This is a genomic window from Companilactobacillus bobalius, assembly GCF_009764355.1.
Genome location: NZ_LNUA01000033.1, coordinates 152,135 through 176,606 on the forward strand (window position 1 = coordinate 152,135; position 24,472 = coordinate 176,606).

The 24,472-nt window shown below is 35.2% G+C and carries 24 protein-coding genes; 2 read left to right on the forward strand and 22 right to left on the reverse strand.

The window, feature by feature from the left end:
• Window positions 1-61 precede the first annotated feature (61 nt).
• Entirely contained in the window at window positions 62-1,006 is a 945-nt protein-coding gene (locus ATN92_RS12110) for a D-2-hydroxyacid dehydrogenase (RefSeq protein WP_056953339.1), read from the reverse strand.
• 329 nt (window positions 1,007-1,335) lie between these two features.
• On the opposite strand from ATN92_RS12110, the gene ATN92_RS12115 reads away from it, so the two are divergent.
• Complete coding sequence (locus tag ATN92_RS12115) at window positions 1,336-2,055, forward strand: MIP/aquaporin family protein (RefSeq protein ID WP_025084767.1); 720 nt, start codon at window positions 1,336-1,338, stop codon at window positions 2,053-2,055.
• A gap of 334 nt (window positions 2,056-2,389) precedes the next feature.
• Here the strand turns inward: ATN92_RS12115 and ATN92_RS12120 are convergent, their stop codons facing one another.
• Entirely contained in the window at window positions 2,390-3,610 is a 1,221-nt protein-coding gene (locus ATN92_RS12120) for an ABC transporter permease (protein WP_056953337.1), read from the reverse strand.
• A complete protein-coding gene (locus tag ATN92_RS12125; RefSeq protein ID WP_056953335.1) occupies window positions 3,603-4,499 on the reverse strand; it encodes an ABC transporter ATP-binding protein in 897 nt (298 codons plus the stop codon). Before ATN92_RS12125 ends, ATN92_RS12120 begins: the two co-directional genes overlap by 8 nt.
• Before the next feature lie 131 nt (window positions 4,500-4,630).
• Between ATN92_RS12125 and ATN92_RS12130 the strand changes: the two genes are divergently transcribed.
• Entirely contained in the window at window positions 4,631-5,551 is a 921-nt protein-coding gene (locus tag ATN92_RS12130; RefSeq protein WP_056953333.1) for a DMT family transporter, read from the forward strand.
• Between the two features lie 46 nt (window positions 5,552-5,597).
• Here the strand turns inward: ATN92_RS12130 and ATN92_RS12135 are convergent, their stop codons facing one another.
• From ATN92_RS12135 to ATN92_RS12225, 19 genes are all read right to left on the reverse strand, one after another.
• Window positions 5,598-6,956: an ABC transporter substrate-binding protein gene (locus ATN92_RS12135; protein ID WP_056953331.1), complete on the reverse strand. Its 1,359-nt coding sequence runs from the start codon at window positions 6,954-6,956 to the stop codon at window positions 5,598-5,600.
• A 30-nt stretch (window positions 6,957-6,986) separates the two neighbouring features.
• Window positions 6,987-8,342: an ABC transporter substrate-binding protein gene (locus tag ATN92_RS12140; RefSeq protein ID WP_056953323.1), complete on the reverse strand. Its 1,356-nt coding sequence runs from the start codon at window positions 8,340-8,342 to the stop codon at window positions 6,987-6,989.
• The gene (locus ATN92_RS12145; RefSeq protein WP_056953316.1) at window positions 8,342-9,172 is read right to left on the reverse strand and encodes a carbohydrate ABC transporter permease; all 831 of its coding nucleotides are present in this window, start codon (window positions 9,170-9,172) and stop codon (window positions 8,342-8,344) included. Before ATN92_RS12145 ends, ATN92_RS12140 begins: the two co-directional genes overlap by 1 nt.
• Window positions 9,172-10,113 (reverse strand): carbohydrate ABC transporter permease, encoded by a 942-nt coding sequence (locus ATN92_RS12150; protein ID WP_056953310.1) that lies wholly within the window; start codon window positions 10,111-10,113, stop codon window positions 9,172-9,174. Before ATN92_RS12150 ends, ATN92_RS12145 begins: the two co-directional genes overlap by 1 nt.
• Complete coding sequence (locus ATN92_RS12155; protein WP_056953304.1) at window positions 10,106-11,188, reverse strand: ABC transporter ATP-binding protein; 1,083 nt, start codon at window positions 11,186-11,188, stop codon at window positions 10,106-10,108. The genes ATN92_RS12150 and ATN92_RS12155 overlap by 8 nt, the downstream gene beginning before the upstream one ends.
• A 132-nt stretch (window positions 11,189-11,320) precedes the next feature.
• Window positions 11,321-11,731, reverse strand: coding sequence for a cupin domain-containing protein (locus tag ATN92_RS12160; RefSeq protein ID WP_056953300.1), 411 nt, complete (start codon window positions 11,729-11,731; stop codon window positions 11,321-11,323).
• Window positions 11,732-11,733: 2 nt separating this feature from the next.
• On the reverse strand, window positions 11,734-12,057 hold the full coding sequence (locus ATN92_RS12165) for a carboxymuconolactone decarboxylase family protein (RefSeq protein WP_025084757.1): 324 nt from the start codon (window positions 12,055-12,057) through the stop codon (window positions 11,734-11,736).
• A gap of 218 nt (window positions 12,058-12,275) precedes the next feature.
• A complete protein-coding gene (locus ATN92_RS12170) occupies window positions 12,276-13,133 on the reverse strand; it encodes a 5-bromo-4-chloroindolyl phosphate hydrolysis family protein (RefSeq protein ID WP_056953291.1) in 858 nt (285 codons plus the stop codon).
• Window positions 13,123-13,701, reverse strand: coding sequence for a hypothetical protein (locus tag ATN92_RS12175; RefSeq protein ID WP_056953282.1), 579 nt, complete (start codon window positions 13,699-13,701; stop codon window positions 13,123-13,125). The genes ATN92_RS12170 and ATN92_RS12175 overlap by 11 nt, the downstream gene beginning before the upstream one ends.
• On the reverse strand, window positions 13,698-14,879 hold the full coding sequence (locus ATN92_RS12180) for a hypothetical protein (protein WP_056953277.1): 1,182 nt from the start codon (window positions 14,877-14,879) through the stop codon (window positions 13,698-13,700). Before ATN92_RS12180 ends, ATN92_RS12175 begins: the two co-directional genes overlap by 4 nt.
• Window positions 14,879-15,727 (reverse strand): 5-bromo-4-chloroindolyl phosphate hydrolysis family protein, encoded by an 849-nt coding sequence (locus ATN92_RS12185; RefSeq protein WP_056953269.1) that lies wholly within the window; start codon window positions 15,725-15,727, stop codon window positions 14,879-14,881. Before ATN92_RS12185 ends, ATN92_RS12180 begins: the two co-directional genes overlap by 1 nt.
• 9 nt (window positions 15,728-15,736) lie before the next feature.
• A complete protein-coding gene (locus ATN92_RS12190; RefSeq protein ID WP_056953265.1) occupies window positions 15,737-16,312 on the reverse strand; it encodes a hypothetical protein in 576 nt (191 codons plus the stop codon).
• On the reverse strand, window positions 16,312-17,475 hold the full coding sequence (locus ATN92_RS12195; protein WP_056953263.1) for a G protein-coupled receptor family protein: 1,164 nt from the start codon (window positions 17,473-17,475) through the stop codon (window positions 16,312-16,314). The genes ATN92_RS12190 and ATN92_RS12195 overlap by 1 nt, the downstream gene beginning before the upstream one ends.
• Window positions 17,476-17,542: 67 nt before the next feature.
• Window positions 17,543-18,655: a toxic anion resistance protein gene (locus ATN92_RS12200; protein WP_056953261.1), complete on the reverse strand. Its 1,113-nt coding sequence runs from the start codon at window positions 18,653-18,655 to the stop codon at window positions 17,543-17,545.
• Between the two features lie 222 nt (window positions 18,656-18,877).
• Complete coding sequence (locus ATN92_RS12205) at window positions 18,878-19,333, reverse strand: MerR family transcriptional regulator (RefSeq protein WP_056953259.1); 456 nt, start codon at window positions 19,331-19,333, stop codon at window positions 18,878-18,880.
• Window positions 19,334-19,376: 43 nt separating this feature from the next.
• Window positions 19,377-20,081, reverse strand: a complete 705-nt coding sequence (locus tag ATN92_RS12210; protein ID WP_056953257.1) for an SDR family oxidoreductase — start codon at window positions 20,079-20,081, stop codon at window positions 19,377-19,379.
• A 14-nt stretch (window positions 20,082-20,095) separates the two neighbouring features.
• Complete coding sequence (locus tag ATN92_RS12215) at window positions 20,096-22,618, reverse strand: ABC transporter permease (RefSeq protein ID WP_056953255.1); 2,523 nt, start codon at window positions 22,616-22,618, stop codon at window positions 20,096-20,098.
• A 3-nt stretch (window positions 22,619-22,621) separates the two neighbouring features.
• Window positions 22,622-23,323, reverse strand: a complete 702-nt coding sequence (locus tag ATN92_RS12220; protein WP_056953253.1) for an ABC transporter ATP-binding protein — start codon at window positions 23,321-23,323, stop codon at window positions 22,622-22,624.
• A gap of 92 nt (window positions 23,324-23,415) precedes the next feature.
• The gene (locus ATN92_RS12225) at window positions 23,416-24,180 is read right to left on the reverse strand and encodes a CPBP family intramembrane glutamic endopeptidase (RefSeq protein ID WP_056953251.1); all 765 of its coding nucleotides are present in this window, start codon (window positions 24,178-24,180) and stop codon (window positions 23,416-23,418) included.
• Window positions 24,181-24,472: the final 292 nt, after the last annotated feature.

Here is a 24,472-nt window from a genome sequence, read left to right on the forward strand (position 1 = left end):
TCAATTTTAAATACTTCTGTCGAATTTCTCAAGTTACTTTCACTTTGTAAACGAAAACATATTAATAACCTAGTGAGTAATTGACCACATTTTCAACAACTTCACCATTTTCAACGTATGACTTAAGATTACGTTTGAAAATATCAAAGGCACGTTCTTCATAATGAACGCTCATTCCTGCATCATGTGGCGTGATAATAACGTTCTTCATATCCCAAAGTGGACTGTCACTTGGTAATGGCTCTGGTGTAGTTACATCCAAAGCAGCACCAGCAATAGCTTCATCATTCAAAGCCTCAACCAAATCATCCATATTAGTTGTCTTGCCACGACCAATATTAATGTAATAAGCCTTCTTAGACATAGCATCGAATAAATCTTTATTGAAGATACCTAAAGTTTCGTCTGTGTCTGGTAAGGCATTGATCACAAAGTGAACTTCATTGATTCTGTTAGAAAGTTCTGACATAGGAATCATTTCATCGATATATTCGGCTGGTTTATCACTGTGACGAACACCGATAGTCTTCATACCCAAAGCCTTGGCGTATTTAGCAATCAGAGTTCCAATATGACCAACACCGACAATCATGACAGTCTTGTTATAAACTTCGTCATAACCTTCATCATGCTTCCACTCTCTTGCATCTTGATGTCTTGCTGTCAAATTCATGCGACGAACAAACATTAACATATAAGCCAAAGTTTGTTCCGCAATATTAATTGCATTAGCACCTGATCCATTAGTTAAAATAACGCCTTTACTATTTAATTCAGGTAATGGCAGTGCATCAACACCTGCACGGACAACTTGAATCCAATTTAAAGTATCGCTTTTAACTACGGCGTCCTTCAAAGTATTGGACCAATCATAAAGTACTTCCACACCATCAAAATCTTCTGGTGTCACCTGTTTGGGAGATACAACTTGTAAATCAATATTAGAAATTGATTCGATCTTCTCTCGTTGTTTTTTGGTTAAATTAACTAAACTAAGAACTTTCATCTTTCTACCTCATTTTTAATTTTAGGTTATGCTCCTACTATATAGCAAAAACTACCCAATATTTAATTGTTTGTCAAAAAATATTCGGAATGTATGATACAATATTACACGTTGCTCATTATTTGATTTATTTTACTATTTGTGTTAGTGATGGTTGCCCCGTATTGGTGGGACAATTTTTTTATGTTAATTTGCACTCTTGAAAGACAAATTAGAGCGAATTACAAACGATTGACCCATTTTTGAGTGAATTTTAATATTCGTGTTTTACTAACTATAATATAAATCTAATGAGAAAATTTAAATTATATTTAGGGGTAGTATCTATTATGCACTATACGTTGTTAGTACGTTGTGTCGCTGAATTTATCGGAACAGCCATCATGGTTGCCCTCGGTAACGGTTCTGTTGCCAACGTTGAATTAAAAGGAACAAAAGGTTTCCACGGTGGGTGGATTTTGATTGGATTTGGTTATGGTATCGGTGTTATGATTCCAGCCATGATGTTTGGTCCCATCTCTGGTGGACAAATTAATCCGGCCATGACATTGGCACTTGCCTTCAACGGAGAATTCCCATGGGCTGAAGTCGGTCCATATATCATTTCTCAATTCTTAGGTGCCATCTTCGGTCAATTGATGATCGTTGCCGCCTACAAACCTTATTACAATCAGACTGAAAACGTCGAAAGTATCTTGGGAACATTCTCAACTATCGATGCTGAAAACAGTCGTATCAACGGATTTATTAACGAATTTATTGGAACATTTATTTTAGTCTTTGGTGCCGTTGCTTTGACATCAGATCACATTGATCCACGTGCCGACTTTATCGGATTAGGATTCTTAGTTATGTGTTTAGTTGTTTCATTTGGTGGACCAACAGGACCTGCCTTGAATCCAGCTCGTGACTTAGGACCACGTCTATTGCATGCATTATTACCTTTAAATCCAAAAGGTTCTTCTCAATGGAAATACAGCTGGGTTCCAGTTGTTGCTCCAATCTTAGGTGCGGTTTGTGCCGTTAAGTTATATGGAGCATTCTTCTAAAGAGAGCGTGTAACAGGGACGGTTAGCCTCCGAGGATTTGCCTAAGAAGTGGAATTATCCGTTGAACTTTGCGGATGATTTCACTTCTGTAGCAAACCGGAAAAGGTTGTCCCTGTGGAACGTATTTCAATAGAGCGTGGAACAAGCCGGTTAGATTCTGAGCATTTGCAGGACTTTGCGAATTGGCTGCGTAGCAGACAGTTCGTGAAGTCAGGCAAAGCACAGGAATCTGGCCTGTGGAACGCGTTTCCACTATAAAACATAGAACCATGGTTATTAATATAAAAGCAAAAATAAGAGCTATAACTTCGCAACAGAAGTTATAGCTCTTTTTCTATTTATATGACAATCCCCGTTTGAATCTCTTCCAAAAACTAGAATCATCTGTCTGCAACATCAAGCCTTGATAAATTTTACCAATATACATTGCTAACAAAATGATACTTGCTAAGAGAATTAATAGTGAAATCGTTATTTCCATGGTACTAGCGTTGTTATTGATCAAACGTAGCGGCATGAAATATGATGAAAAGAATGGAACGTAAGACAAAATTTTTACAACAATTGAATCCACGTTATTCTGGAATGGAAATGTAACGAAGAATGCCACCAAATTCAACATAATGACCGGTTGAGCTGCTTTCGACGCGTCTTCTACTTTCGCAACTAAAGCTCCACAAAAGGCCGCTAAGATGGTGTAAATAACTACTCCTAATAATAGGTAAATCAGGTTAACACTTAACAAATTATGCATAACTGAATTAATCAACGTTTGATACTCGTTAACAAACGACTTGGTCAGCGATGAATTCTCGGCAAAGATGTACGCACCCCAACCACCTACTAAGTAAACTAAAATTTGTGTCAAAATGACTAACAAAACACCAAAAATCTTACCTAAGAAATATTTCAAAGCGGTTGTACTGGAAAAAATAATTTCCATAACTTTAGTACCTTTTTCTGAAGCAATTTCTTGGGCTGTAATGCTAGTATAAGTAATCAAAATCATGTAGACCATAATAACTGTGATCCAGAAGGATATGATTTTGCCCAAATTAGCGGTTCCGGCCTTCTTTTGAATATGCTCTGTTAATTTAGGTTGTTGCTGTAAAGCTTGTGACTGTTGAGCCGACAACTTTGCTCGTGACATATTCAATTGTTGCTGAGTCTGAACTAAGAAAGAATTTACTTTTGATTTCATTGATGAGCTTAATGAGGTTGTTCCCACATACTTGGCCGTTACACACTTATTGTCGGCCTTTAAAACAATATAACCTGCTAAATTATCTTTCTTCATCTTCTTAGTAGCTACTTTTTCATCAGTAACCTTTTTATCAATGTCATCTGAATTCTCTTTAAAAAAACTCTTCCGTAATGTTGGCTGTGAACTGATAACCGCTACATTAGAACTATCAGCCCCACCAGCGGCTCCTAGATACCCTGCACCAATCGTAATACCTAACATTAAAAATGGTCCCAGAATCAACATGACGAAGCTCCATGACTTAACTTGTCTCAAAAAGGTTTCAAAAGTTACGATCCATAACTTATTCATCTTTCTCACCAGCCTTTCTTCTAAAGATCTCATTCAGAGTTGGAGCTTGTTGACTGAATTCTTCGATATATTGGCCTTGAGTTATTTCATCAAAAATAGCTTTACCTGAAGACTCTTCATCCAAATAAAGAACAAAGCGGCGTTTTTCTAATGGTTTAGCAGCGACCACATGTGGCAACATGGCTAATTCATCGATAGTTTTATCGGTTGTAACGTAAATTCTAGTTTTTCCAAAGGAATCACGTACTTCTTGGACGGTTCCATGCAAAACGACTTTTCCATTACGCAACATTACTAACTTATCGCACAGTTCTTCAACATTTTCCATATCATGGCTGGAAAAGATAATCGATGCACCACGCTTTTTAGCGTCCAGAATAGCTTGTTTCAATAAATCAGAATTAACAGGATCAAGACCACTAAATGGTTCATCCAAAATAATTAACTTAGGATCATGAATCAAAGTACAAATTAATTGTACTTTTTGTTGATTACCCTTAGATAAATCCTTAATCTTATCCTTTTTAGTCCCTTTAACCGCAAACTTTTTCAACCAGTCATCGATTACTGGTCTAATCTCCTTAGCTGATTTATTCTTCAATCGAGCTAAGTAAATAATTTGTTGCTCAATCGTCAACTTTGGCATTAGACTACGTTCTTCCGGAAGATAACCAATTTCATCGAAAACACTCTCTGTGATTGGTTTATCATTCCAAGAAATAGTACCTTGGTAATTCAGAAAGTTCAAAATACTATGAAAGGTAGTCGACTTCCCAGCTCCATTTTGACCGATCAACCCTAAAATTTCACCATCGGCAACATCAAAAGTTACTTGCTTTAAAGCTTGTAACTCGCCGAATTGTTTACTAATATGATCTATCTTTAGCATTGGCTTTCCCCCTTGTACTGTTACTAAATTAAATTATACAGAGTTTTATCTATATTGTGTTTAAGCAAGACCTTTCTTATGAAAATACTTATGTTACAGTAGGGATTAACATGTGTCTTGGGGGATTTTATATGACTGACAAACAAAAAGGATTCTTTTACGCAATTATGGGGCCAGTTCTATGGGGATTTTCTGGCAGTATTGCTCAATATCTCTTCACCGAAGAAAGCATCCCCACACAGTGGATCGTCGGTATTCGTTTAATTTTTGCTGGCTTGATGCTTGTCATCTGGTGTTATTTCGCCGATTCTAAGGAATTATTCGCTATCTTGAAAAAACCACGCTACGTTATTCAATTATTGGCCTTTGGATTATTAGGTATGCTTCCAGCTCAGTATACTTATTTCATGGCTATCAAATATGGTAATGCACCGACTGCTACGGTTCTACAATTCTTAGGACCACTTTTCATTATTCTCTATTTATCCTTACGAAAATTACAGTGGCCTCGACGAATCGATATTATTTCCATTGCTTTAGCCTTATTAGGAACTTTTCTTCTAGTAACACATGGCCACATTGGTCAATTGATGCTATCACCAGCAGCAATCTTTTGGGGAGTCTGTGCCGGTTTGAGTCAAGCTTCTTATACTCTTTTACCAAGAGAATTGTTGAAACGTTTTGACGCTCGAATTGTAACCGGCTGGTCTATGTTGTTGGGTGGTATCGTCTTTGCACCTTTTGCTGATCTAACTAACGTTCCTACTTTAACTGGTACAGCTTGGATTTCCATTATCTTTATTGTTACCGGAGGAACTATGTTCTCGTATTTATTTTACTTACAGAGTCTCAACTATTTAACACCTTCAACTACAGGGATGCTAAGTGCTTTTGAACCTTTGACAGCGACTGTTTTAGCTGTAACATTGTTGAATACCAAGGTAAGTGGTGCTGAATTAATTGGTGCTTTACTAATTCTAGGTATCACTTTCCTACAAGCCCTACCGCCTAATCTCTTTAGGCTAAAATTTCGTTATAAAAATCATAATTAAAACAAAAACACGTCACCAATTCTATTTGAATTGACGACGTGTTTTTTTATTTCTTTGTTAAACCATTGGCGCGATTTTGACTATAAACCAAATCATTAATAGCTTTTTCATCACTATTTAAAACTTGTTCAATGTCGCTACCACGGTAAATCTTTTCCATTGCATCTTCTTCTAACTTACGAATTGTCTGCATCCCTTCTAATAAGATTCCAGAGTTACCGTAATTAGGAACCGTGCTATCTAATTGTTGCCCCGGAATTTTACCCTCTGGATGTTTAGCATAGAATTTTTGCAAAATTGATGTTTTTTGCGAGTCTCTATTTAAAGCCATATACCCAGTTGATTTTTGCCATTCAGCCTGAACTTCTGGTCTAACTGTGTACTTGATGAATTCATAGGCACCTTTTTGAATTGCTTCAGATTTATCATTAGAAATCCAAAGTGCGGCTCCACCAATGGAAACACCGTTAGCTTTTTTCCCATCTGGATGTGGGAAATAAGTAATACCCAATTTGTTCTTATTTTTCTTATTCAATTGACTCATGCTAGCTGATGATTGAATATAAATACCTACTTTATTGGTCAAGAAGCCAGAAGTTTGGTTTGTACTTGCCATTGATCCGGAACCGTAATCTATAAAGTCGCCATCCTTAATATTCTCACGAATCCATTTGAAAAATTCAACGGATTCAGGAGTATTGATGTTAACTTTTGTTGGCGTTCCAGTATGTCCATCATTTTCATTAGCAAACATTCCGCCGGAATTAGCAATTGCCTCTTCTAATAACCAACCATAAATTTGAACCGTCATTCCCTTAACTTTATGATTGGATTTTTCATAAAGTTCTTTAGCAATCTTAGTGATTTCACTATATGAAGGCGAAACTGACGGCAGTGTAATTCCATACTTTTTTAATAGTGAGGCATTATAGTAAAGTACCGGTTGTGATGTGTTGAAAGGCATCGCTTGTTGCTTACCACCCTGAGCGTGAAAAGCTCGAGCAACTGGTGAAATCTTACTTAGATCATAATGATCTTGATCAACAAACTTTTGAATTGGCGTAGTGTAACCACTGTGAAGAACCTGAGCCGTAGAAACATTTGAAGATTGAAAAACAGCTGGAGATGTATTGGTTCCATGAGTTTGGAAAATCTTTTGAATTGCAGTGTCGTAAGAGCCTTGATACTTAGGTATTACTTGATATTTGTTCTGTGATTTATTGAAATCATTAACCAGTTTCAATAAAGTCTTCTCGGCAGGACCACCCATTTCATGCCAGAAAACAATTTGCGTGCGATTATCTTGCGGCTTAGATTGAGCCAAAACATTTTTACCGAAGAAACCTATCAAAATAATACCCAATATAGCAGTTACAGACACGATTATTTTTTTATACTTAGACATAAACTACCCCATCCCTATTAAACTAAGTATTTAGTGATAACCGTTAGCTCGATTAGTAGTTGTCAAATTATCATCAATTTTCCTGTCGGCATCCTTCAAGGCATTTGTGATATCGCCACCGTTATAAATACTTTCCATTGCAAATTGTTCAATTTGACGAGTCTTTTGCATTCCTTCCATCAAAATACCTGAGTTGAAGTGATTAGGAACAGCTTCTTGTAATTGTTGACTAGGTACTTTGGATTCTGGATGTTGCTTGTAAAGTCCCTTAAGAATTGATGTTTGTTGTGAATCCTTATTTAAAGCTAGGTATCCTGTATCCTTTTGCCATTGAGCTTGTACTTCTGGTTTTAGAGAATACTTGATGAACTCAAAGGCACCATTTTGAACCTCTTTAGGTTTGTCATTTGAGATCCAAAGAGCAGCACCACCGATAGCAACACCATTAGCTTTCTTGCCATCTGGATGTGGGAAGTATGTGATTCCCAATTTATTCTTATTCTTCTTGTTCAATTGACTAATACTTGCTGATGATTGAATATAAATACCGATCTTACCATTTAGGAAACCTGTTGTTTGGTTAGTTCCGGCCATTGCACCCGAACCATAGTTCATGAAGTCACCAGCTTTTTGATTCTCACGAATCCATTCAAAGAATTCCTTTGAAGCACCATTGTTAATTGTTGCCTTAGTTGGAATACCTGTATGACCATCATTGTTATTAGTAAGTCCTACACCAGCATTGGCCATAGCTTGTTCTAACAACCAACCATAGATTTGTACTGTCATACCTTTAACTTGATGATGTGATCTTTCATAAAGCTGTTTTGCCACACGTGTGATATCACTGTATGAAGGTGATACTGGCGGTGGTGTTATTCCATACTTTTCTAATAATGAAGCATTATAGTAAAGTACCGGTTGTGATGTGTTGAAAGGCATTGCTTGTTGTTTACCGTCATTAGAATAGAAAGAACGAGCAACTGGTGAAATTTTACTTACATCAAAACCATCTTTATCGATGAAATCTTGAACTGGTACTGTAAACTTACTGTGCATCATTTGAGCAGCTGAAATATCGAAAGCTTGGAAAACAGCTGGAGATGTTCCAGTACCATGAGTTTGAAGAATCTTTTGAATTGCAGCATCATATGAACCTTGATACTTAGGAACAACACGATACTTAGTTTGTGATTTATTAAAACCATCAACAATTTTCATTAATGATTTTTCAGCAGGACCACCCATTTCATGCCAAAAGACAACTTCTGTACGATTATCCTTTACTGCTGCCGACTTAGTCGACAATGTTTTTCCAAACATTGCTACTACGGCAACTGCCAAGACTAAAATCAAGGGCAGAACTAGTTTTTTATATTTCGACATTATTTGACAGCTCCTTCATTCAATCCTGACTTGAAGTAATGTTGTCCAATGAATAGAACAAGAATTGTTGGAATAACAATAATTGCGGCACTGGCTTGAATCATTCCCCAGTTGTTAAATGTTTCTTCTGATTGTAATTGTTTCAAACCATTTTGAATTACACGTGAATTGTTACTGAATGTAACCAAAATTGGCCATAGATATGAATTCCAAGCACCTAGAAAACTGTAAGCACCTAATGTGATCAAACTGATACGGTTATATGGTAGAACGACTTTCCAGAAAATTTGGAAATGATTCAAGCCTTCAATATCAGCAGCTTCTTTCAATTCTTTAGGAGTTTGCATGAAAGATTGACGCAACATGAATGTACCGAAAGCTGATGTTAAAGATGGAACAATCATTGCTGAATAATGATCCAATAATCCTAAGGCCTTTACTGTTTGGAAATTAGGAATAATAGCAGCCTCAGATGGTAGCATCATTGTAATCATAAATAGAGCAAAGAAGAATTTTTTATATTTGAAATCTAAGAAAACAAAGGCATAGGCGCTCATTGAACAGAAAAGTAAATGAGCAAACATCGTAATTGTTGCCACAACAATGGTATTACCTAGGTAACGTAGAATTGGTGTATTCGTAAAAGCATCGATATAGTTAGTAAGTGAAATATTAGTGCTGAAATAATTACCTTTTAAAATATCAGCTGTTGGCAAGAAACTTGTCCAAATACCAATGAAGAATGGTACTAAGATAACTACAGCCAATAGAATTAAAAGAAAATAACTAAAAATATTTTTCAAAACGTTACGTTCATCAATATTGGCCATTAGTAATTTACCTTCTTTTCTAGGAATTTGAATTGCAAGTAAGTAAAGAAGGCAATAATTACAGTTAAGATAATTGCTTCTGCACTTGATTTAGCATAGTTTCCGCCAAAGAAAGCATCATTATAAATACGGTAAACCAGCATGTTAGTTGCATTGGTTGGACCACCCTTAGTGATAAGATCAATCAAACCAAAACTCTTAAATGAACCAATAATCGTAATTGTAGAAATAAAGAATAATGTTGGAGAAATCATTGGCAAAGTAATGTGGAAAAATTGGTAATGTTTAGAAACCCCTTCAACATCAGCTGCTTCATAAAGTGTTGTTGGTACTGATTCAATAGCACCAAGAAAAACTAAGAAAACAAAGCCTAAATGCATCCAAACTGTTGTAATAATAATTGCCCACATCGCATTAGTTGGATTAGCCAACCAATTGATTGTTGGGAGATTCAACATCTTAGTTAACAAAGTGAAGAATCCTGCAGATGGATTAAAAATGAATAGCCAGAAAATAGCCGCAACTGAAACAGAAACTCCCATTGTCACTGAATAAAGTGTTCTAAAAATAGCGATTCCTGGTAACTTTTGACTAGCCAAATTGGCTAATAATAGACCCATGGCAATCGTAAAGAACGTTACTCCGACAACATAGACTAGTGTTACCCACATACTAGAAACAAAATCTGGTGAAGAAATTAGTTTTACATAATTTTCTAAACCTACAAAGAGTGTTGTGTCACCGAAAGTATTAGTTAAGAACAAACTGATATAAAGAGTTCTAAACATTGGATAAAAAACGAAAAGACCTAAAAGAAATAATGATGGACCAGCGAAAATGGAAGCATAGTATTTATCATTAGCAGTTAATTTGAATTTACTCTTTTGTTTTGCTTCAACTTTCTTTTCAGGTATGACATCAGTTGCTGAAGTCTTAAGCATTGATTAGATCCTCCTCATTTGCAGTTATATTGATTCCATCTTGATTAAATAATAAGACATTATTTGTTGAGGTAATTTTGATATTTTCAAACATATCGAAATGAGCATTACTTGGAACAATAGCTGATACTTCATTACCATTACTGAATGTTGCATAAACGATCTTTTCGTCCCCTAAGAATTCCACGTTTTGCACTGTTGCGTTAGCAGATAATTCGTCAGCCTTTTCAACAATTAATTCATTTGGTCTGATACCAACCTTTAATTCCTTTTCAGTAACTGGTTGATCAAGATCTACTTGGAAATCATTATTAACTCGGATAGCCTTGTCTGAAATCTTTGTTGCATAAAGAATATTGATTGGTGGAACTCCGAAGAATCCAGCAACAAACTCATTAGCTGGTGTCTTGTAGATTTCAGCCGGTGTACCGATTTGTTGAACTTTTGAATCATGTAAAACCATAATATGATCAGCCATTGTCATTGCTTCAACTTGATCATGAGTAACATAGATTAAAGTAATACCTAATTTTCTTTGTAGAGCATAAATTTCTTGACGCATCTTAATTCTTAATTGAGCATCCAAGTTTGATAATGGTTCATCCATCAAACAGATCTTAGCATCGCTGGCTACGGCACGAGCTAGAGCCACACGTTGTCTTTGACCACCAGATAATTCACGAGGTTTTCTATCTTTCAAATCTTCCAAGTTAACCATCTTCAAAGCATTGTTAACACGTTCTTCAACCTCAGATTGGTCATGCTTTCTAGCTTTTAAACCAAAAGCAACATTATCCCAAACGCTTAAAAATGGGAACAAAGCGTAACTTTGGAAAACCATTGTTAAGTTACGATCCTTGGGTGGTAAGTTGTTTACTACTTGACCATCAATACTGATCTCACCGTCACTAATTTGAGTTAGTCCGGCAATCATACGTAATAAAGTACTCTTACCACAACCAGATGGTCCAACGATTACGAAGAATTCACCCGTTTCAATTTCGGCGGTAACATTCTTTAGAACCGTCTTTCCTTGATCGTATTGTTTACAAACATTTGTTAATAATGTAGACATATTTAACCCTCCATATAAGTCATTAGCTATAGTATGTTGGAATTATGTATATATATAATCTATTTAATGTAAATTATGTGTAAAAAAAGAGGACTGTTTTCAGTCCTCTTTTTCAATCAATCATTTTAAGTTTTACAATTTGTTATATTCTTCGTCAGTAACCTTTTCAAGCCATTCTGACTTTCCTTTAGTAATAGCAACATGACTAAACCAACTATCCTTAGTTGCACCATGCCAATGCTTAACGCCTTCCTTAATAACAACGACGTCACCTTGTTTTAATAGTTGAGCAGGCTTGCCCCATTCTTGGTACCAACCTTCGCCACCAGTAACAAGTAAAATTTGGAAACCATCATGATGAATATGCCAATCATTACGACAACCTGGTTCAAAAGTTACATTTCCAACTCCAAAATCAATATTATCTTCTGGTTTTACTAAACTGTTCAAATAACTTTGACCAATAAAGTATTTAGCATAAGCTTCATTTTTATCTCCAACAGGAAAAACTCCATCTGTCTTTAATTCTTCATTTTTTGCCATAATTAATCTTCCTTCCAAATTTCTTTTGCACGATTGAAAGCACTCCAAGCCTTTGGCCATCCAGCATAAAATGCTAAGTGAGTGATTTCGGCAACAATTTCATCTTTTGTAATACCATTTTTCTTACCAATTTTTAAATGTGCATCTAACTGTTCAATATTTCCGGCAGAAATAATACTTGCAATAGTAATTAATGAACGATCATGGGCAGAAAGTTCATTTTCTTTACTCCAAACTTCTCCGAATAATACATCGTCATTCAATGCTGCAAATTGTGGGGCAAAATCTCCCAACATGTCACGTCCAGCAGTTTGTTTCTTTGCCATAATCAATTCCTCCTCGTATCAAGTTGATAAGTACATTAAACAACTTGAAGTTAACTTTAAGTCAAGAGAAAAACAAAAAAAGTCTTAAAAACAAGATTTATCTTGTTCTTAAGACTTTTAATGATTCTTTTGCCGTCTTCTGACCAAATAGATTTGAAGAATAAATAATATTCCCGTAAGAATAACTATTGTAAATACAAAAAAGATTTGATGAAATATTAATCTTTCCCCTCATTAACCCTTTCTCTAACACTCTTAGCCTGTTCTAGACTTTTGACCAATTCTTTTCGTTCATTATCCGTCACCTTTTTAAAGTCCGGTTCCAAGTTGCCAGAAAGTTTCTGCAATTCCACTTCAGCTTTTTCAATAACTGTTTCATCCTCTTTATCTTTGACCACATTATCTGAAAGGTTAACGAGACCTTTGACTATATTCAAATAATCAGGCAGATCTTGATATAGGAAATCAGAAGCCGCTAATAATTGTTCTGGTGCATTTAATAATTCATTAAATATTCCATTCATAATGGTCATATCTTTTTTATAGTTAGGAATAGTCAATTTCACTTTATTAGGTATATCGCACAAATATTCATATTTAGCATGATGTTTACGCATTTCTGACCGGAAAAAGTCTTGTTCCGCTTCCGTCATCCCTGAGTCTTTTAATGCTGATTCATTAAACATCAAAGCTTCTTTTTGAACTTTAGCTTCAGAAATCTCTTTAAAGTAATTTTTACTTTGATTAACACTATGAACATACATTACTAACTCAACAATTATTCCTATTATCAAAATAATGAACAAAGTTAGAGGAGCATAGTGATAGAATTCGCTATACTGAGTCCCCGGCAGATCAAACCTGTTTCTCCACAAACAAAATAAATCTACCAATGGACCATACAACAACCAACTACGACGGATTGAAAAGAATGCTGAGAAAGCTAAACTTGGTAGAATCAATAAAATGATTGCACTAAAATAACCATTCCCTAAGAAATATACCATTACTATTAAGGCGACAATTAAGCCCTTAAAAAGTAACTTCAAAAATCGATCCGACTCTCTACTTATCATCGCTATTCACCTTACTAGTTACCCCATTACTAGAAACATTATCCTCAACGGAAATGACTGAACTGTTATCTTGATAAGACCCACCTATTTCCAATTTAATCGGATCACCTGGATAAATGACGAAGAATATCTTAAAAGTTCTTTCCTCCCCTGGCTTCAATCTTTGTTCTTTGCCACCTTGCACAAGCGTCTCGCCCCAAGAATCTAAATCATAATAATCCAAAGGCTGTGTTTCAGCTATAACTTTATTCGGACCAGTCAGACACGAAAAGTCACTATAAGTGACAAGCTCCCCTGGATCATCTGAATCATCATCCGATTCCATATTTTTTACATCAATCTTAAAAGCAATATATCTTTCGACACCTTCTGTATCTTGAGCGTTCATGGTAGGAAGTGGATCATCTATAATTTTATAATCAAGTAATTTATAGCGTAATCCCTCTTGGTAAAAAGTAATCGGTTCACCTGTAAAGTTTTTATTTTCAACTTTTGCTTGGGCATTAGTTGATTTCAAACCAATAAAGAGTAAACCGATAAAAACTACGATCCATATTTTCCGTTTCATTTAATTGTCTCCAGATCCTTTTTGTTTATTGAAAGAACAAAGTCATTATCGTCATCTTTTGTTCTTTTATCACTATAAGCTTGATAAAGAATATCGGTATGATTTCCCTTGGCTAATTTAAGGACTATATTAAAACTCTTGGGATTATAACTATTATCAATTCCCCAGCCCTCTCTCAAAATATTAATAATTCGTTCTTTATTCCCATTAACATCCGCAACAAAGGTAGGATTGTTATCCGCTGAATCAATACTTTCATAATTTTGTTCCTTGTCTAAAGTCCACATACTGTAGGACTCAAACATGCCCGCATAAAAATCAACATAATCCTTATTAGTAATCAGTTTGGGATGAATATTCAAAACTACGAAATCCCCGTCTGTTTGGCTGTTCTTAACCAAGTAAGCATGTTCAATTTTAAACTTCCAAAAATCAGTTTTAATTGTCATTTTAGGACTGTAATTATACATTGCATGATAATTAATTACATCAGTCTTCTTTTTGGTAGATTGCTTAGAGGGAACGTAGTGCATATTATTTTCTACCACCGTCGTAAAAAGCACAGTAGGAATCGTCAATAATAAAATTATCCAAGAAAATACTTGCCCATTTTTCCAGAAATTCCATTTCCCAGTATTATATTGCTCTTGGGGTTCATACAAATCCAAACCGTTAATATTGAAATTAGTATCTTTTTGTACTTTTCCAATAATCTCAACGAAATTCTCTAATTCGGTTGGATCAAGATACTTATCATCCAATTTAATTTTATTCTTAGGAAAAACCTGTACTCGTCCACGAAATCCGAAATTAATAGATTTACTATATTTAAAAGTAAATTCCTGTTTCAAATCCGATTTTGTAACAGCTAACCATTCAAAGGGAATGTATATAGGTTCAAAGAAATTATTGCTTAGATATAAATTAATCCCTTTTCTGGTTTCAGATAATTCAGCAATCTTGTATTCTTGATCGACTAATTTCTTTGCTTTGAGAGCTTGAACAACTCCAATTACCAAAAGTACTATCCAAAAGAAAATATTCAACCATGTAATTTTTTTGAAATATGGTAAAAGGTTAATAATCACAGTACCTATTACTGCCCAAAGGAGATACTGCAAGAACCAGGCCTGCATATATCTATCAAACTTGGCCTTGGTTATACGTAATATCGCCATTACTTATTCCTATCTCTAATAGTTTGAACTTGTTTTAGCTGCTTTTTCAGAGCTTCTCGTTCACTATCAGTCACTTTCTCAAAATCCTTCTGTAGATTCTGGGATATTAATGCAATCTTATCTGGAACATCGGCCAAAACTTTTTTATCATCGTCACTTTTAACCACATTATCTAAAACATTCTCTGTTGCTTGAACTAGGCTTACATAGTCTGGCAAATCTTGATAAAGAAAATCTGAAGCCGATAGTAATTGTACTGGTGCGTTCAGTAATTCTCGGAAGATTCCATCCATAACTTTCATATCTTCTGAATAAGTCGGTAACATTAACTTTATCTCTGAATCGACGTCGCATAGATACTCATAGTTTTTATGATATTTTTTCATCTCTGAACGAAAGAATTCTTGCTCTGATTCAGTCATTTTAGAATCATGAAGCGCAATCTCATTAAAAACCAAAGGACCTGTTTGAAGTTTAGCTTCTGTAATCTCTTTAAAGTAAGGCTTTGTTGCTTTAGATCGGTCAATGAATAAGCCTACCTCGGATAAAGCATAAAGTGCCAACATGCCAATAGAAACTATTAATAAGAAAGTACCTAAACGCTGATTAGCAATTTCTTTTAAAAACATATTCTTCAAAGCTGTATAGAATACTAAATCTGTTACTGGACCTAATAATAACCAGCTAAGTCTAATTGAGAAAAACGCCGAATAACTTAACGGTGGCAAGACCATTAATAAAAGCATTTGCATATCACTATCTTCAGTAAAAAAAATTGCCGTCAAAGAAACAATGAATGCAATCCATATTAAAACCTTAAAAATTGGATTAGATTTTTTTTGTATCATTTTTTACTCCTAGTCTGCAACGATTCCATTATTTGAATTCGTTCTTTTAAGCGAAATATTCTCAATAGTTCCACTCAATCCGGTAACCGTAATATTTAAATTATCATCTGGATAAACAATATAGAAAAACGATAATGTCTTAGAGGATCCTGGACTCACTTTAAGTGTATCCGAGTTATTATGTGAATCAGAATCTGTTTCCAAAGTTACGGTCCCCTCTGGATTTTCATAATGTGCTGGTTTTCTTACGGCATACAAGGTATTAGGACCGGACCATCCCATAAAGTCATAGGCAATGACTTCTTCGGCCGAGGCCTCTTTGCCAGATGATTCATTAGTTATTTTGACAGTACATACGAGATACCTTTCCAATCCGTTATAATCTCCATCTGATGAAGGTGGTAAAGGATTGCTTAGAACTTTGTACCCTAAAATCTCATAATGTAGATCTTCCTGATCAAACTCCACAGTCTTGCCATTATAATTTCTATCAATTATTGGCTGCTTAACTGCTACGACATTAGTGCTATTGAATCCCAAAAATAAAAGTCCTAATAACAAAGTAATTAACATTTTACGTCTCATTATATTTTCTCCAAGTCGTTAGGATTTATTTTTAGTACAAAGGAAGTATCTTCATGCTTACTCTTACTCAAGATGGCCTGGAATCCGGCATAAACAATATCTGTCCGTCCTGACGCTTTTTTCAAAGCGACGTTAAAGGTATAGTTATCATTTCCTTCGGAGCCATCCCAGCCACTTCGAAGCATATTAATAACACCTTTTTTCCGCCCGTGAGTCTTAATAACGAGATCCTCATTATTATTTGCATCGTCTATTTCATTAGAATCTTTTTCAGCTTTCATACTCCAATTATCAAAGGACATAAAATTACCGTCACTTATCGTCGCATATTCCGAGGCCGTTTTTGCATTAATATTCAACACAATATAATCATCATCAGTATCTGCTTCTTGAACCTTGTACGCATGCAGAATTTTGAATTTGTAGAAATTAGTCGAAATAGTCATACCTTTGGAATAATCATAAATTCTATGATAGTTAGGTGAATTTAAACTGGTCTCCATTTGAAGCGTATACGGACTGGGTGAAAAGAATTCATCACTGATAATTGCCGTCAAAATGACACTTACTAAACTAGTCCCTAGAAGAATCCAAGGAAAGAATTTAGCCGTTCTCCACTTATCCTTAGTCACATTTTTTTCAACCGGATTCAATTTATCATAATCAATGACAACATTAGGATCTTTTTGCAGGTTAGCGATAACATCAAAGATATCTGACATTTCTTCAAAGACAAAGTATTTCTCGCTGAATTCAACCTGATTACCTGATACCAATAATGCTTTGCCAAATCTAAATTGAATAGCCTTATCGTAACTTAGGATAAAATCATTATTCTCATCGGATTGTTTAATTTTGAGCCATTTAAACGGCACATAAATAGGTCGCCAATAATTTCTTAAATAAAGATTTATCCCTCTACGGGTTTCGACTATTTCTACAGCCCTATATTCTGAATCTACGGCCAATTTAACTCTAATGGCCTTCAAACAGCCAATCACCATGGCCACAAACCAAAAGAATAAATAGAGTGGATTCCGATTATCTAATAATAATGGCAATCTATTTATTAATAATGTCCCTATAACAACCAAGACAAAATACAGTTCAAACCAAATTCGAACTGATTTATCAAATACTGCACTTTTCATTTTTAATGTCATTATTTAATCCCACTAACTTGATATAGAAAAAAGGCCACAATCTAACATGATAGTGACTCTATCCTTTTTATTTAGTATCCCCTGGTGTTACGTCTTTAGGATCTTCTTTTGACTTACCACTTAACTTCACTTGTAAATCAGTTTCCATTTGTCTTAATTGGTTTTCAACATCTCTACGTTTAGCACTACCATCTTGCTGAATCTTAATTGTTTCTTCCACGGCACCAATCAAATTGTTTTGAGTTTCCTTCAAAGTATCAATATCGACTACACCACGTTCACTGGCCTTGGCAGTATCAATCGTTGATTGTTTTAACATTGCACTATTTTTCTTCAATAAGTCATTCGTTGCATCTGTAATTGCCATCTGTGTAGACACGGCATCTTTTTGACGCAATAGAGTTAACGCAATCGTAACTTGGTTTTTCCAAAGTGGAATAGCAGTATTAATAGATGATTGAATCTTTTCAGCCAAAACTTCATTAGTATTTTGAATTAGACGAATTTGTGGAGCCTGTTGAATAGAGATTTGACGTGTCAAAGCTAGGTCGTTAACTCGCTTATCTAATCTACTTTGCATTGCCATCAAATCCTGAATACGTTGAACACCCATTTGATCGCTAGCACTAGTATTAGTTTGCGCATCAGCAATTTCTTGGCCTAATTCCTTTAATCTGATTTTTCCGCCAGCAATTAAAACATTTAAGGATTGGTAATAATCAAAATTAGCCTTATACATTTCATCCAGCGTTTTGTTGTCATTGATCAAAGATTCTTCTTGGGTCTTCAACTGCGCTGCTGATCGATCAATCTGAACACTAACTTGCTGATACTTAGCCGTCATTTCAAAGATAGATGATTTAACACGATTAAAGAAACGCATAATTTTAGATTGATTAGTTAATCCTAATTTATCAGGATCGGTTTCATTCAAATTAGTAACTAATTCCCGCAAACTATCACCAATTTCACCTAAGTCCTTATTTTGAACCTTTACCAATACTCCGTCTGAAAAAGAACTCAATTTATCTTCAACATCTTTCCCATAGTCGAGAACTGAAGTTTGATTATCAACTGTTAGTTGTTTTGATAATGTTTTTGCCCGTTCCAATTCCTCATCAGTTAGTTTTGGTTCATTATCGTCAGTAATACTTACTGCTGATTCATTAATTTCACCCATAAAATCCACCCTAAAAATATATTTATAGTATATATACTAACGGAAATTCATTCTTAATTCATTACTATAGGTAATAAATATTCTTTATTGCTATAAATAATAAATGAAATTTAAATATATTGATACTATAAAGAAAAAAATAGCAGCATCCATTTAGAAACGTAATCATACGTTTATTCTAAATGGACGCTGCTTTAAATTTGAAGCAAACAATAAAAAATATTATCTATCTTCTAAATAACCATGATTCAAATTCTGTAAATACTCAGAAAAGCTTTCACTATCTTCGATGTGGCCGCCTTCCTTGCCTTTGTACCAATCTAACTTATCATTGAGAATCGTCCAGCCATCTTGTAGTCTTTGATATTCGACTTCAAAATTACGACGAACTTCTTCTAGCAATTCGATTCGTTGATTGATGGTTGAATCACCTTGCGCACGTAATGTAACGTAACGTTTTAATTGTTCAATTGACATCCCGGTACTTTTGAGATGTAAAAGAAAGTTGACCCAGCGAATATCCTGATCGGTATAGTAACGAATGCCACTATCAGTTCGATGAGGGTTAATCAGGCCTTCCTTTTCATAGTAACGCAACGTAGGACTGTTCAATCCTACCATTTTGGCAAAGTCACTGATCCGATATTTAGCTGTCTCTTCTACTTCATTTACTGGCATTATTTCACCTTCTGCTTAAAGTTGACTTCAAGTATAACATCTTCTACAAATCAACTCCACCATCGACTCTTAGAATCTGACCCGTAATAAAATCATTTTCCATTAGGTAAATATATGCTGAAGCCACTTCTTCAACCGTAGCGACACGATTCAACGGTACTGCCTCTTCAAAACTATGCTTTTGCTTAGCGAGTTGTTTTGAACTCAAATCCCGCCACAAACCTGTTGGTGTCCAAGTTGGTGACACAGCATTCACTCGGTATTCTGGAGCCATTTCTACTGCTAAACCGTCAACCATCGTATTAATAGCCTGATTTCCCACAATGGCACCTGAGGCATCGTAAGGATGACCACCTGAACCTGAAGTTAAAATGATTGAACCATTCTTATTCAAATGTTTACTAACAATTTGCACCAGTTGCAAGTTGGCAAAAAATTTATCATCAATTGCCTTTTTAATAGTGGCAACTGAACTATCTAGAAAACCACCACTCATAGCGCCACCTAACATAGATACCACATGATCAAAGGAACCATACTTTTCAAAGAATCGTTTCAACTGTCTTTCATCTTGTGCATCTAACGAACTACCTTGAATATTCTCTTCATAACGTAACTGATTTACACGTTCCTGATCACGGCCAATGACATATACGTCAGCGTCCTTATGTTGAGCCATGATAGCTACTTCTTTACCAAACCCCGAAGTTCCCCCAATAACGAGAACTTTATCATTTTCTAAAGACATAAATTTACCTTCAATCATTCATTAGATTTCAATGCACCGATCATATCGATGTGTTTTAATTTCCGATGTGTAACTAGCATAACAATTGCTGTGAAAATTATCATCAACAATGTGGCGACGATATAACCGAACCAGTGAATCGTTAATGGGAAAATAACCTGTTCTGTCGCGGCTTGATTCAAGATATAAGCGGTCAATAAATTACCCACTCCATATCCAATAATAATACCAACTATCGTTAAAATTATATTTTCCCGAACAACATACATTGTAACTTCATTATTATAGAACCCTAAAACTTTAATAGTAGAAAGTTCTCTGATTCGTTCTGAAACATTGATATTCGTTAAGTTATAAAGTACAACAAATGACAATATTCCTGATAGGAGAATCAGAATTAAAATAATTGGACGTAATAGACTCGACATCTTAGAAACCGTATCAAAGACATCATGCGTATAACTAGTTCCCATTACCTCTTTAGAATCTAGCAATTGATTAGCCAAATGTTTTCTTTGTGCACTAGTCTGCTTCTTCAAACCAAGCAACAAGGTATTAGGTTTCAAAGTACCAATTTTATCTTGATAAATTTGTGGACTCAAATATAAGAAGTGACCGACATAATTCTCGGTAATAGCACCAACTTTCAAATTGAGCTTCTTACCATTGGTCATTGTTACATGAATTTGATCACCCTTCTGAACGTTAAGAAGTTTGGCCGTTTTCTTAGTCAATATGACTTTATTTTTATCTAAATTAGCAGTCAAATGAACGTACTTCTTAAAGTTTTTCACAGACTGTGGTGTATAGACGTTAACGTCATTGACTTGTTTTTCTCCAGCTTTCAATTTAGCCGTTGTAGAATTGATCTTAGTGTCATTCTGATAAGTTTTATCTTGATTCAAAATTTTATCGACTTTACTATAATTAGCATCCTCGTTCATTTTTACAACTGCTTGATAACTGAAAATATTCTTATACTGCAAGTTACCACTGGCTGTAATTGAATTCTGAATTCCAAAGCCAGTTAAGATCAAAGCCGTTCCGCCAGCAATTCCGATAATAGTCATAAACATTCTGGATTTGAAACGGAAAAGATTCCGATAACTAACTTTTCGATTGAAACTTAAATGATTCCAAAGTGGTTTGATTCTTTCCAATAAAATCTTTTTAGCCGACTTAGGAGATTTAGGTAACATCAACGAAGCTGGACCTTCATCCAATTCTCTTCTAACCACAATAACGGCAGCACCGACAGTCGCTAGTAGGGAGAAAATTAAGGCAATCAATAACGTTTGCCAAGTTGAACCGATGACCCAATCTAAAGCAATGTACTGTTTATACATCGACAATACAATTCGAGGCAAGGTCTCCGTTCCAATCACAGCACCTAATACTGCTCCAATTAGACCAGCCGACAAAGCATAATAAATATAGTTTCGAGCAATCGCCCATTTACTGTATCCTAAAGCCTTGAAGGTACCAATTTCTCCACGTGCTTCTTCAACCATTCTTGTGATTGTTGTGAAAGTAATCAAAGCCGCAATTAGGAAAAAGAAGACTGGGAAGACATTGGCAATGGCCGCGATTCGATCAGAACTTTCACCATAAGCTGAAAATCCAGTCAAATCCTGGCGAGTCTGCCAAGTATACGTCGTCTTGGATTGTTTCATAATCTTCTTTTTAGCAGCATCTAATTTCTGTTGTTGTACAGCTGCTGCTGTAGAATTAACTGCTTTTAATTGATCTAGAGCTGTTTGTTGTTGATTCAAAGTGGCTAGATAACTCCCAGCTACTTCTTTTGTTCTTTGCTGAGGGCGTGACTTGAATTCACGTTTTAAAGCCTTAACCTTTTTGTCCACAGCATCTTTATAGCTACTACTAAAAGTATTCTTATCCTTTAAAGAATTGAAATGAATATTCAACAAAGTAGCTGTTGAAAGGTTCATTTGACTCTTAGGAATGTAGGCAAACAAACTGACCTGTCCATCAGCAATATTAGTTACACCACGGGACTGATTATCAATATACTGTGGCGAATCGACGAAACCAACAATTTTATAAGAACGTTGCTTCAAATCGGCACTTTTAGAAAATTTAAAAGTATCGCCTATTTTATAATCATATTTATTACGAGCATTCTTATCTAAAACAATCTCATGATCATTTTTAGGCAAGCGTCCATTTCGAATGATCAATTGATTCTGTTTAGCATTTTTATCATAGCCATACAGGGCAATCGCAACTTTAGATTTGCCACCCATGACATATTTGAATTTAGTTGTTTCAGCCTTAGCTCCCGCAACCTTTTCAGCCAACTGGATATCCTTTTTTCCAAAACCAGTCGTCGACAAGACTTGTACATCTGACAAATTCTTATCGGCAACCGTTTTATTCAATGAATCATTCAAACTAGGTCCTGTTGCTTTGACACCGACAAAGATCAATACACCTAGCATAATGATTAGGATAATCGCAATAAATCGTCCTTTGGCTTTGTTGATACTGCGCATCATATTTTTCGTTAAAGGTTTCATGATTTACCACTCAATATCTTTCACTGGTGTCGGTGTCTGATTATCTTCAACTGATTGAACTTTTGCATCATGAATCCGAATCACGCGATCAGCCATCTTGGCCAATGCTGAATTGTGGGTAATGACGATTACTGTTTTATTGTTCTTATGACTAGCATCCTGTAAGAGCGTCAAAACTTGCTTACCTGTCTCATAATCCAAAGCTCCGGTTGGTTCATCACATAACAGTAACTTGGGATTCTTGGCTAAAGCACGGGCTATCGCAACACGCTGCTGTTCCCCACCAGATAATTGAGAAGGAAAATTATCGATTCGATTACCCAAACCAACAGCTTTCAAAGTATCGGTCGCATCTAGAGCATCTTTAACAATTGCCGAAGCCAGTTCAACATTCTCTTTTGTTGTTAAATTAGGAATCAAATTGTAAAACTGAAAAATAAAGCCAACATCGTTACGACGATAGGTAGTTAACTCACGTTCGGAAAACTTTGCAATATCCGTACCATCGATAACAACTTGACCATCGGTTGGTGTATCCATTCCACCTAAAATATTTAAAACAGTCGATTTACCAGCACCACTAGGTCCCAGAATGACTGTCAATTTACCTTTATCGACATCAAACGTCAATTTGTCATTGGCGACAATCGTTGTTTCTCCCATTTGGTACTTTTTCGATTCATTCCTCACTTCGATATATGCCATACGCTCTCACCTTTCTTAATACATCTATTATAGTGGAAAGCGAATACATCTTTAAGGTAAAAATCTACAAATTATTTTATAGAAAAAGATTATTAAATCTTAATCTCACTATGTTTTTTAAAATGAAGATTATTTAGTTTCAATTGTAGGAATGCAATTAAAGAACAAATAGCAAAGATCACTAATGTTATCAAGAGAAACTGGACAAGCTGTTGTTTTGGAAATAAGGATTCAGCCGTTGCTGTACTTTTTGAAAAGAGCATTGGTAAATCATCAAAGATATGGAACATAATTGCTAATGACAAGTTATGTGTCTGATTGTAAAGCACTCCGTACAACATTCCTGAAGCGGCTGCCACTATCATTTGAGCTACTACGACCCATTTATTGGTTACATTGAACATATTTCCAATATGAATCAATCCAAAACTAACTGAACTTATCAGGATCACTAAGAATGGCTTCGAATGTAAAATTTTTTCTAGTTGTGCCATCAACAAACCACGATAGACATATTCTTCACCAATTCCAATTAACAACACGGTCAGAAATACACTCCACCCTGCTTTGGGAAATCCTAAATTATTGAATTTTCCAAAAAATAACATAAATACTAATAATGGAATCATATTCAAAACTTGTTTGAGAATATGGTCTGTATTGAAGAATGTAACTTTTAATTTCCAGAATTTAAGATTGCAGGTCACCGCAATCAAGATAAGTAATGCATCCAAAATTATTTGTGCATATTTTTGATCAAACTTCACAATCGGATATATTGCATCAACTATTAAAATCGTAACTGGTACTAACAAAATAATTAGAACGACTGATAACCAATCTTGTTTATGACTCATTTTCCCTACCTCCGTATTTGTTACCTTTAAGATAGATCTCTGTTAGATTGGTTGGAAAGTTATATCTTGAGTGTGCGAATTTTTGCTCTTGAATATAAAAAAAACGATAAAACTTTTATTTGTTTTATCGTTCTTTTTCTTAGTTGGTTGGATGTTCTGTTTTAAATAACTATGGTTCTATGCTTTATAGTGAAAACGAGCTACGCAGGCCAGATTCCTGTGCTTTGCCTGACTTCACGAACTGTCTGCTACGCAGCCAATTCGCAAAGTCCTGCAAATGCTCAGAATCTAA